Genomic DNA, 10,320 nt, shown 5'->3' on the forward strand with positions numbered 1-10,320 from the left:
CGTGGCCTCAGGTCACTTTCCGCACTTCGGTATCCTCCGGTGAGACCACCGTGCCGTCCTTGCCCTGCACCTTCATCGGCGGCAGAGGTTTACCTGTGCGCCTGTCGATAAGCGTTGAATGCGGTTCGCCAGGCGCAAACAGATGCTGCTCGCCCCACTGACGCAGCGCCACCACCACCGGAAACAGGCTTTGCCCCTGCGGCGTCAGCACATAGTGCTGGTAAGCCGATCCGTCCGGGGCGTCTTCACGGGCCAGAATGCCCGCCTCCACCAGCCTGTACAGCCGATCGGTAAGAATGTTTTTTGCCACCCCGAGGCTGCGCTGGAAATCGCTGAACCGGCGCATACCATCAAACGCGTCGCGGACGATCAGCAGCGACCAGCGATCGCCAATCAGATCAACGGTGCGCGCCACCGGGCAAGGGGCGCTGCTCAGCGCAGTACTGGATTTCATGATTACTCCTGAAATGGGTGGGACTTGCATTGGTTGCATTTTAAAACTACTTTAGCTGACACACAATCGGTTTTGTTTTGCAACCAGAATAGGAAAATCCTGTGACCGCAAATGCCTGTACTGCTCCTCCCGGAGTCGCCCCCCTGTCACGCAGCCTGGTATGGCTTTTCGCCATCGCCAGCGGCCTGAGCGTGGCGAATGTTTATTACGCCCAGCCGTTGCTTGATGCCCTGGCGCGGGATTTCAGCATCAGCCACGCGGCGGTGGGCGGCGTGATCACCGCCACGCAGATCGGCTGCGCGCTGGCGTTGCTGTTTCTGGTACCGCTGGGGGATTTGCTGGAGCGCCGTCGCCTGATGGCGATCCAGTTGCTGGCGCTGATTATCGCGCTGGTGGTGGTCGGCCTTGCGCGTTCGGCCCCGGTGCTGCTGGCGGGGATGCTCGCGGTCGGGATGCTCGGCACGGCAATGACGCAGGGGCTGATCGCCTGTGCCGCCAGCGCCGCCGCGCCCGGTGAGCAGGGCCGCGTGGTGGGGGCGGCGCAGGGTGGCGTCTTTATCGGGCTGTTGCTGGCGCGGGTGTTTTCCGGGGCGGTGAGCGATCTGGCGGGCTGGCGCGGCGTCTATTTCAGTGCCGCGCTGCTGATGCTGCTGATCGCCCTTCCCCTGTGGCGACGGCTACCCGTGCTGTTACCGGCTACGCATGGCTTAGGTTATCTGCCCCTGCTGGCCTCAATGCTGACGCTGCTGCGCGAGGAAAAGGTTCTGCGCGTGAGAGGTATGCTGGCGCTGCTGATGTTTGCCGCGTTTAACATTTTCTGGAGCGCACTGGTGCTGCCGCTGAGTGCGCCGCCGTTCAGCTTTTCGCACACGGTTATCGGCGCGTTCGGGCTGGTGGGGGTGGTCGGCGCGCTGGCAGCGTCCCGGGCCGGGAAATGGGCGGATCAGGGACATGCCCGGCGCACCAGCGCAATGGCGCTGGTGGTGTTGGTGCTAGCCTGGGGGCCGTTGTCGATGATGGAAAGTTCGCTGCTGACGCTGGTGATCGGCATCGTCCTGCTGGACCTGGGCGGCCAGGCGCTGCACGTCACCAGCCAGAGCCTGATTTTCCGTCTGCGTCCGGAAGCGCACAGCCGTCTGGTCGGGATTTATATGCTGTTTTACGCCGTCGGCAGCGGGCTGGGGGCGATCAGCACCACTCTCACCTGGGCTGGCGCTGGCTGGGCGGGCGTGTGCCTGCTGGGCGCGGTGGTCAGTCTGCTGGCGCTGGGGTTCTGGTGGATAACAGACAAAGCGGCCGCGGCATGAAACCGCGCCGCGAGATTTACACGCGCTCCACCGGTTCCGGGCCGCGAAAGGCCCTGCGCCATTCGCTTGGGCTGACGCTGAATCTTGCTTTAAAGCTTTGCCGGAACGAGATCGGCGACTGAAAGCCTGCCATCGCCGCGACGCTTTCAATACTCTTGTCGGTGGTTTCCAGTAATTCCTGGCTGCGTTGCAGGCGCTCGGCGGTCAGCCATTCGCCAATAGTGGTGCCGGTGGCTTTGAAAAAATGACGCGTCAGGGTGCGTCGGCTCATGCTGACAAACCCCGCCAGCGCGTCGAGATCGTGCGGCTTATCCAGATTGCGACGCAGGTAGTCCATCAGTTCGTTCATTTTGCTGTCGCGCGTGGACCCCGGCACCGGGCGCTCAATAAACTGCGCCTGACCGCCTTCCCGGTGCGGCGGCACAACCATACGGCGCGCCACGCGGTTGGCAATCGCCGAGCCATAATGGTCGCGAATGATATTCAGACAGCAGTCAATCCCGGCGGCGGTACCCGCCGAGGTGATCAGGCGCTCATCACTGGTGTACAGCGAGTTGCGATCCAGATGAACCTCGGGAAAGCGTTCGGTGAAATCTTTTTCGAACTCCCAGTGGGTTGCGGCGCGATGGTGATCCAGTAACCCTGCGTAAGCCAGCACATAAGTGCCTAAACAGAGCCCGACCACTTCAGCGCCACGCTGCCAGGCGCTGATAAGTTTATCCAGCAATTCCTGAGCGGGTTTTTCGTCGGGTTTATTCCAGAAGGGAACAATAATGATGTCTGCCCTGTCCAGTTGCTCAAGGCCGTGCTCAACGTTAATCGACAACCCGATATCAGACAGCACCACGCCAGGTTTTTCCGCACAAATTTCTACGCGGAAGAGATCCGGCTGCGGCATCGCCTGTCCGAATAAAATACAGGGTACCGAAAAATGGAAGGGACTGAAGCCGACCGTGGCAATCACGGCAACCGTAAGAACAGACATAACCTTTATCCTGTGATCAGAAAGTCAGCGTTTCACCGTCGGCGGGAATAAGTACCTTATCCTGAATCCCCTGTTCAAGCGTAAATTCACGCAGTTCGGCACGGGTCAGCAGACAGTGATTTATGGATTCCATGTGCGAGGCCACAATAGTCGCAGCAGGCAACATCTTATGCGTGCGCAGCGTGTCTTCTTTGCCCATGATAATCGGCCCGTAAAGATCGTTAACAGCATAACCGGTATTCAGTACCACCACATCCGGCTGGAAGCGCTGCAAACTGCGGACATAGGGTTTGACCCACACGGTATCCCCTGCGATGTAGAGCGTTTTTTCATGGTGATGCGTGAACACCAGCCCGCACGCATCGCCCAGTAAATCACCCCACAGCGGATCGGCATACAGATCGTTGCTGCCGTGCTGACCGTCGGTTTTATAAATGGTCAGGCCATCAACAAAAGCGTTTTCTTCCCGTAATACCCGCACGTTCAGGAAACCCTGGGAGCGTACCAGCGCGGCGTCACTCTCATTCTGTGTATAGATAATCATCTCTTTAGGTACGAGCTGTTGTGCGGCTTCATCCCAGTGGTCGGTATGAGTATGCGTCAGGATCACAGCATCTACTGCCAGCAGTTCTTCAACCGGTACCGGCAACTCCACCATCGGATTGCGCAGGTGCGGACGCGCGTTCCCGGCAAAGCCTTCCCAGGCCTCTTTTTCCGCCAGCATGGGATCGATGAGGAATTTTTTCCCGGCATAGTCCAGCACGAGGGTGGCATTACGGATTTGCGTTAATTTCATTTATGGCTCCAGTGATTAGTCAGATTCAGGCTTACTATACGAGGAGCAGTAAAGGATACGTGACAGGCTCGGGGGTCATTCGCCGATGAAATCAGGTCAATATCAACCGGCGTATCCCGCCTACGGCAGCGGAATAATCGCCTTTTCCTTCGCGAGCCGGCGACGCTTATTCTGCAAGGCAAGCAGGCTGGTGCCACCGATATATGAAGCTGTATCACCACTGCAATTTGTGAGAGATCAAAACCAAAATGTTTCATGGCAACGGGGGTGGCGGTAAGGCCCAGCACCATTATTCCAAATCCGGAAGCGCCACAGAGTAAAGCGACAAGAGCAGCAGGCCGACCGACGCCATTATGCCCATAAAGAGAAATGAACCTACGTAGGGCACCGTAAACAGGGNNATCAGAACAGGTGAACGTGAGCCGCCCGCCAGCCAATAAGCAATGACATCAGGCCAATTTATCCGCGACCATGCTGGCGGGAGGCCAGAAACGTCATCGCACCCGCAAACAGCAATAATACGCCGCTCAGCCCGAAAGCGCTTTGCCATCCGAGGCTGTCAAACACCAGACCACCTGCCGTTGAGCCAAGCGCAATCGAAAGCTGTATGACGGCGACCATCAGACCACCGCCTGCTTCGGCATCCTCGGGCAGCGTTCGTGCCAGCCATGTCCACCAGCCCGTCGGCGCGGCTGTCGCAAGCAGGCCCCACAGGCTTAACAGCACAGCGACAATCCAGATCTGTTGCCCTGTCAGCAGTAACGTTCCGGCGATAATGGCCATCAGCAATGGGATCATGATTAGCGTCAGATAAAACCGCCGATTCAGGAGGATTGTTACGGTCAGCGTGCCAATAAACCCCGCGATCCCCATGGCGAGCAGAATAAAAGACAGCCCCGATGCGTCCACGCGGGTGACGGTCTCAAGAAAGGGGCGCACATAGGTAAACAACGTAAACTGGCCCATAAAGAACACGCCGCAAGCCAGCAGTCCTGTTGCGACGACAGCGCGTCTGAGCAGGCGAAGCAGAGAACCGCCGGATTTTTGCGCTTTGCTGACTTCCATCGCGGGCAAACTGACGCATTGCCAGATAAAAGCGGCGACCGCAAGGGGCACCAGGCATAAAAAAGCCCCTCGCCAGCCTACGGTTGCCCCCAGATAACTGCCGAGCGGAGCCGCCACCACCGTGGCCAGTGCGTTTCCGCCGTTAAAGATAGCCAGCGCCCGGGGTACCTGATGTTGAGGAACCAGACGGATGGCGGTCGCCGCCGACATTGACCAGAAGCCACCAATGGTGATGCCAATCAGCGATCTTCCCGCCATATAAGCCCAGTAGCTGGACGCGAGGGCGATAATCACGCCGGATACGGCCATCAGGAAGGTCAGCCCCAGCAGCAGATATTTTCGATTCAGATCACCGGCAAGCCTGGAAATAGTCAGGCTGGTCAATACTGCAAAAGCACCTGAAATAGCGATCCCCTGACCGGCCAGCCCCTCGGAAACCTGCAAATCTTTTGCTAGCGGCGTCAGCAGACTGACAGGTAAAAATTCAGAGGCAATAAGCACAAAAATGCACAGCGTCATGGCAAAGACACCGCCCCAGTGCGCGGATGATGTTGTGTGTGAGGCATCAGAATTCAGTACAGACATGACAATATCTCTTAATCTTTTCCCGGCCAGACGGAAACAGATAAAAGCCACCTGCGCATCGCAGGTGGCTTTTCTGGAATAACTGGCTCAGCGTGTTACTTTAAATTGGTTTTGAAGAACTGCTCGAATTTCGCGAAGGGTATTTTTCCGGCCGCGTTGTCATATAAATCAACGTGATTTGCCCCCGGAACAATCACTAACTCTTTCGCTTTACTGCCAACGGCGTTAAAGGCATCTTCCGCAAAATAGCGTGAGTGTGCTTTTTCACCCGTAACAATTAGTGCAGGAATGGTAATTTCCCCGGCATAACTCAGCAGCGGCAGATTCATAAACGACAACGGCATTGTCGCATTCCATGCACCGGTTGAATTGACAGAGCGACTATGGAAACCACGCGGCATCCGGTAATAGTCATAAAACTCTTTCAGTACCGGATGTGGATCGGCGGGTAAAGCCTCCGGCAGGATCCGCCCGGCGGCACTGGCTTTGCCATTCTCATCGACATAAATATCATGCCCGCCCGGCGCGGCAGTACCGCTTTCCGCATCCTTCCAGCGCTGTTCGTTCAGATACTGCAATACCGCACGGCGGTCGGCGGTTGAATAGCGGTCTTTGCCCTCGCCCACACCATGACCCATGGCGCGACTCATGTCGTACATGACACTGGTTGCAACCGCCTTAACGCGGGTATCCATCGCTGCGTCACTCAACGCCATGCCGCCCCAGCCACAGATCCCGAGCAGACCAATACGGTTGCGATCCACCTCTTTTTGTAAGCCCAGAAAATCGACCGCCGCGCTGAAATCCTCGGTATTGATATCAGGAGACGCGACATTACGCGGGTAGCCGCCACTTTCGCCGGTATAAGAGGGATCGAATGCCAGAGTGACAAATCCCTTTTCAGCCAGCGTCTGCGCATACAGGCCGCTGGATTGTTCTTTGACCGCACCGAAAGGGCCGCTAACTGCAATGGCCGCCAGTTTGCGATCTCCCCGATCTTTTGGAATATAAAGATCCCCGACTAAAGTGATCCCATAACGGTTCTGAAAGGTCACTTTGCGGTGATCAACCTTCGCGCTTTCCGCAAAAGTTTTATCCCACTTTTCAACCATCGACACGGGCGCATTGGGATTCGTTGTTTGTGCATAGCTCATGGTCGTGACTCCGCTTAATGATGCGCATAGCAGCATGGCAGGTATGGAGAGTGACAGTTTTCTGGTGAAAGCCTTCATGACATGTTTCCCCTAACAATAAGGTGTGGTTTGTAGTGGTCTGATACGGGCAATGCTGCTGTGCTTTATTGCCATGCGCTCATTGTAATGAGCTGTTATTGTGATGATTAGAGGGGTATAAATGCTAAGATTAATATCATATTGTTATAAATAGCGACGAGGCAGACCGGTGGCGAAACGGGAAAACTATAACGATCTCTATCTGTTTATGCTGGTGGTGCAGGAAGGGAGTTTTACCGCTGCGGCACAGCGACTTGGACTGGCGCAGTCCGGGATCAGTCGTTCAATACGTGAGCTTGAAGAGAGACTGGGCGTCCAGCTTCTGGTTCGTACCACGCGCAAATTATCCTTAACCCAGGCTGGCGAACAACTCTACCGGACGGTGCAGTCCGGGTTTGACGCGCTGGACAAAGGGCTTTCCACCCTGGCCTATTATCGCAATACGCCTTCCGGCACGGTGCGTATCAATGCCAGTCTGCACGCTATTGATAAAGTGCTGCTTCCGAAGCTGGCGATATTTAAAGAGCGCTATCCTGATATCAGGCTCGAACTCATCAATGAAAGCCGGTTTGTCGATATTATCGCGGAAAGGTTTGATGCGGGAATACGGCTGGGGCCGGAGGTCGCCAGCGGCATGGTTGCGGTGAGGATCACGCCTGACATGGAGATGGCGGTAGTGGGTACACCGGAGCATTTTCGTCGCTACGGTTTCCCGCAAACACCCGCGGATTTAGTGATACATCCCTGCATCGCTTACCAGTTTGGCGATGGCAATCTTTATGCCTGGGAACTGATTCAGGACGGGAAAAAAATCACTCACAGACCGCAGGGGCAGTGGGCTTTTGCAGACAGCTATATGGAAGCAAAAGCGGCCCGGCTTGGTCTGGGCCTGGCATATGTCCCGGAGGAACTGGTGGCCGAAGACTTAGCGCAAGGCACGCTTATCAGAGTCATGCAGCGGTACAGCCTGCGGCTGGACGGTTCGTTTCTTTACTACCCTCATCGCAAAGTGTCCCCTGCTTTGCGGGCGGTGATCGATACGCTGAAAATGTAAGCGTGGTTTTGCTGCACTACACGTAAAAGCGGGGAAAAAACGCCTCCCCGCTTTTCAGCACTATTACTGCTGCTCGTTACCAAGCACATTACGAATAGCGTCAGCGCCACAGCGATCGTCCGAGTCTCCGCCGCCGGTGCCCGCAAGGCCAATGGCTCCGATCACCTGGCCGCGGTATTTCACCGGCACGCCGCCGCCCAGCAGCAATAGCTCATTCACGGTGTTCAGGTTAACCGTATCCGGAGAGGACTGCGCTTTTCTGGCAAACTCTTTGGTCGGCGTTTTGGTGGACAGCGCCGTAAAGGCCTTACGCCACGCCGCCTGGGTATTATGCGGCCCGACGTTGTCATCCCGCATCAGCGACACCAGGTTGCCGCCGCGATCCACCACGGCCACCACACCCTGCCGATCCATACCATGACAGATCGCCAGCGCCTCGGTTGCCAGTTTATTACTCAGTTCCTGCGTCATGTCGTAAACCGTGGCAGGCCCGGCGGCAAAGGCCATGACCGGCCCCGTCGCCAGCGCCAGGGCAAGCATAAGACGTTTCATTTATGCTCAGCTCCCGCGGTAGGTGGAGTAACCGTACTGGCTCAGCAACAGCGGAACGTGGTAGGTGGTGGTGGTATTGCTGATATGGAATTCCACCGGGATTTCCGGGAAGAAGCTTTCCTGTTTCTGATCCGCGAAGTATTTGCCGGTTTTAAAGGTCACGCGATAGTCGCCCGCTTCGAACGGTTTGCCCGGCCACAGCGCCGCCACGCGGCCATCGTCATCGGTGCTGGCGGTGTTCAGTACCTTCCAGTTTTCACCCTGTTTCTGCTCAAGCGTCACCGCCACGTGCGGCGCCGGCAGGCCGGTTTGCTGGTTCAGCACGTGCACGCTTATCGGGTTCTTACTGGCAGCAAAGGTCACGCCTGGTGCGGCCAGCAGCATTGCGAGGGATAAAGCAGCGATGGAATTTTTCATGGTTGATCTCCTTGTTAATCACCCTGCTGTTATACCCCCGTGGTCGCGCCGATTGCCTGTCAGAAAGATGACCATATTGTCATCTGCGGCTGAAACGCTGGGGCGACCCAAAATTTCGTGGCAAACTGATTTCATGAAACTGTTACTGATTGAAGATAACCAGAAAGCCAGCGCCTGGGTGCGAAAAGGGCTTGAGGAAGCGGGCTATATTGTGGATCACGCGGCGGACGGGCGGGACGGCCTGCACCTGGCGCTGGCGCACTCTTATAGCCTCGTCATCCTGGACATTATGCTGCCGGGCATGGATGGCTGGCAGGTGCTGAAAACCCTGCGCACCGCCAGCAACACGCCGGTGATTTGCCTTACCGCCCGGGATTCGGTGGAGGATCGCGTGAAAGGCCTGGAGCTGGGGGCGAACGATTACCTTGTCAAACCCTTCTCCTTCGCTGAGCTGCTGGCGCGGGTCAAAAATCAGCTGCGCCAGCATCAGCCGCACAGCACCACGCTGCGCGTGGCGGATCTGGTGATGGACTCGGCGCGCTTTCAGGTAACGCGCGACGGCATACCGGTATCGCTGACGCGCAAGGAGTTCATGCTGCTGTGGCTGCTCGCCAGCCGCCACGGTGAAATTCTGCCCCGCACGCTGCTCGCCAGTGAAATCTGGGGGGTGAATTTTGACAGCGAAACCAACATTGTGGATGTCGCCATCCGCCGCCTGCGCCGTAAAGTTGACGATCCTTTCCCGCAGAAGCTCATCACCACGGTAAGGGGCATGGGCTATTGTTTGTCCGATCAGGAGCCAGGCCGTGTATAGCCCTTCCCTCACCCTGCGGCTGACCGCCATTTTCACGCTGATCATGGCGCTGGCCTGCGGCGGTATCAGCCTGATCCTGTATAACGCGTTACGCAGCGAACTGGTGTGGCGCGACGATCAGACGCTGATCAACCGCGCCGCCCAGTTACGGCAACTGCTGGAAGACGGCGCGCATCCGGCGTCTCTGCCGCTCTATTTCAACCGTATGGTGGATATTCGTCAGGATATTCTCAGTATCCGCACACAGCATGAGCAGAACGTCAGCATTAACCATACCGGCGTGACGCTGCCGGAGATGTCCCCCACCCCGGTCAGCACCCCCCCTGGCGAGCAGCAGCTACACCGCTGGGTCAACGCGGATCAGACCGAAGCCTCGGCGCTGAGCCTGCAGGCCCGTTCGCAGGAAGGGCCGGTGACCATTACGCTGGCGCGGGTGGCGCGGGAGCGGGCGATGATGCTGGAGCAGTATCGCCAGAAAAGTATTCTGGTGTCGCTGGCGGCGATTTTACTCTGCGCTGCCATCAGCCCGTTGCTGATCCGCCGCGGGCTGCGGGCCATTGGCCGCCTGAGTCAAATCATGGCGGAAACCGGCAGCGATCGCTTAACCCACACCGTGCCGCTTCAGGCGATCCCGAAAGAGCTGTTGCCCCTTGGCGAGGCGCTGAATGCCATGCGCCAGCGCCTGTCGACGGACTTTATCCGTCTGACCCAGTTTGCCGACGATCTGGCCCATGAGATACGCACGCCCATCAACGTGTTATTAGGCCAGAATCAGGTGGCGCTGGGCCATGCGCGCTCCACAGAGGAATATGAGGCGTTGCTGGAAGGGAATATTGAAGAGCTGGAAGGCCTGTCGCGGCTGACGGAAAACATTCTTTTTCTGGCGCGCGCTACCCACCACAATATTAAACTCAATAAAGAAACCTTCTTACTGCATGACGCACTGGAAACCCTTATCGATTTTCTGGAGCCGCTGGCAGAAGAAAGGGAAATGGTTATCGAACTCCACGCTGACGGCAGCCTCACTGCCGACAAAATGCTGTTCCAGCGGGCGATCAC

11 protein-coding genes are annotated in these 10,320 nt (G+C 57.2%); 4 read left to right on the top strand and 7 right to left on the bottom strand.

The genetic code is table 11. The features are described 5' to 3' along the window. Positions 1–7: 7 nt before the first annotated feature. A complete protein-coding gene (locus QRD42_RS17095) occupies positions 8–454 on the bottom strand; it encodes a winged helix-turn-helix transcriptional regulator (protein ID WP_321987690.1) in 447 nt (148 codons plus the stop codon). Between the two features lie 101 nt (positions 455–555). Between QRD42_RS17095 and QRD42_RS17100 the strand changes: the two genes are divergently transcribed. Next, the gene (locus QRD42_RS17100) at positions 556–1,761 is read left to right on the top strand and encodes an MFS transporter (RefSeq protein WP_321987691.1); all 1,206 of its coding nucleotides are present in this window, start codon (positions 556–558) and stop codon (positions 1,759–1,761) included. Positions 1,762–1,777: 16 nt separating this feature from the next. On the opposite strand, the gene QRD42_RS17105 is transcribed toward QRD42_RS17100, so the two are convergent. From QRD42_RS17105 to QRD42_RS17120, 4 genes are all read right to left on the bottom strand, one after another. Continuing rightward, positions 1,778–2,746, bottom strand: a complete 969-nt coding sequence (locus QRD42_RS17105; RefSeq protein WP_321987692.1) for a GlxA family transcriptional regulator — start codon at positions 2,744–2,746, stop codon at positions 1,778–1,780. Between the two features lie 16 nt (positions 2,747–2,762). Beyond that, complete coding sequence (locus QRD42_RS17110; protein ID WP_072568979.1) at positions 2,763–3,542, bottom strand: MBL fold metallo-hydrolase; 780 nt, start codon at positions 3,540–3,542, stop codon at positions 2,763–2,765. A 459-nt stretch (positions 3,543–4,001) separates the two neighbouring features. Continuing rightward, positions 4,002–5,192, bottom strand: coding sequence for an MFS transporter (locus QRD42_RS17115; protein ID WP_415877720.1), 1,191 nt, complete (start codon positions 5,190–5,192; stop codon positions 4,002–4,004). 95 nt (positions 5,193–5,287) lie between these two features. Next, positions 5,288–6,424, bottom strand: a complete 1,137-nt coding sequence (locus tag QRD42_RS17120) for an alpha/beta hydrolase (protein ID WP_072568981.1) — start codon at positions 6,422–6,424, stop codon at positions 5,288–5,290. Between the two features lie 169 nt (positions 6,425–6,593). Between QRD42_RS17120 and QRD42_RS17125 the strand changes: the two genes are divergently transcribed. After that, the gene (locus QRD42_RS17125; RefSeq protein ID WP_321987693.1) at positions 6,594–7,478 is read left to right on the top strand and encodes a LysR family transcriptional regulator; all 885 of its coding nucleotides are present in this window, start codon (positions 6,594–6,596) and stop codon (positions 7,476–7,478) included. A 63-nt stretch (positions 7,479–7,541) separates the two neighbouring features. On the opposite strand, the gene QRD42_RS17130 is transcribed toward QRD42_RS17125, so the two are convergent. Continuing rightward, positions 7,542–8,030 carry a GlcG/HbpS family heme-binding protein gene (locus QRD42_RS17130; protein WP_321987694.1) on the bottom strand — a complete coding sequence of 163 codons (489 nt, stop codon included), beginning with the start codon at positions 8,028–8,030 and terminating at the stop codon, positions 7,542–7,544. A gap of 6 nt (positions 8,031–8,036) precedes the next feature. Beyond that, complete coding sequence (gene uraH, locus QRD42_RS17135) at positions 8,037–8,447, bottom strand: hydroxyisourate hydrolase (RefSeq protein ID WP_072568984.1); 411 nt, start codon at positions 8,445–8,447, stop codon at positions 8,037–8,039. A gap of 133 nt (positions 8,448–8,580) precedes the next feature. Between uraH and hprR the strand changes: the two genes are divergently transcribed. Both hprR and QRD42_RS17145 read left to right on the top strand, forming a co-directional pair. Continuing rightward, the gene (gene hprR / locus QRD42_RS17140) at positions 8,581–9,261 is read left to right on the top strand and encodes a response regulator transcription factor HprR (RefSeq protein WP_321987695.1); all 681 of its coding nucleotides are present in this window, start codon (positions 8,581–8,583) and stop codon (positions 9,259–9,261) included. Continuing rightward, the coding region (locus tag QRD42_RS17145; protein ID WP_321987696.1) for a histidine kinase dimerization/phospho-acceptor domain-containing protein at positions 9,254–10,320 on the top strand (1,067 nt) is incomplete at its 3' end. The genes hprR and QRD42_RS17145, both read left to right, overlap by 8 nt.

Source organism: Enterobacter sp. PGRG2 (assembly GCF_030291195.1).
GTDB lineage: Bacteria > Pseudomonadota > Gammaproteobacteria > Enterobacterales > Enterobacteriaceae > Enterobacter_D.

Bases quoted from the DNA above. Each gene is read 5' to 3' on its own strand.
- QRD42_RS17130 (WP_321987694.1), bottom strand. From the start codon at position 8,030: ATGAAACGTCTTATGCTTGCCCTGGCGCTGGCGACGGGGCCGGTCATG.
- hprR (WP_321987695.1), top strand. From the start codon at position 8,581: ATGAAACTGTTACTGATTGAAGATAACCAGAAAGCCAGCGCCTGGGTG.
- QRD42_RS17095 (WP_321987690.1), bottom strand. From the start codon at position 454: ATGAAATCCAGTACTGCGCTGAGCAGCGCCCCTTGCCCGGTGGCGCGC.
- QRD42_RS17115 (WP_415877720.1), bottom strand. From the start codon at position 5,192: ATGTCTGTACTGAATTCTGATGCCTCACACACAACATCATCCGCGCAC.
- QRD42_RS17120 (WP_072568981.1), bottom strand. From the start codon at position 6,424: ATGAAGGCTTTCACCAGAAAACTGTCACTCTCCATACCTGCCATGCTG.
- uraH (WP_072568984.1), bottom strand. From the start codon at position 8,447: ATGAAAAATTCCATCGCTGCTTTATCCCTCGCAATGCTGCTGGCCGCA.
- QRD42_RS17110 (WP_072568979.1), bottom strand. From the start codon at position 3,542: ATGAAATTAACGCAAATCCGTAATGCCACCCTCGTGCTGGACTATGCC.
- QRD42_RS17105 (WP_321987692.1), bottom strand. From the start codon at position 2,746: ATGTCTGTTCTTACGGTTGCCGTGATTGCCACGGTCGGCTTCAGTCCC.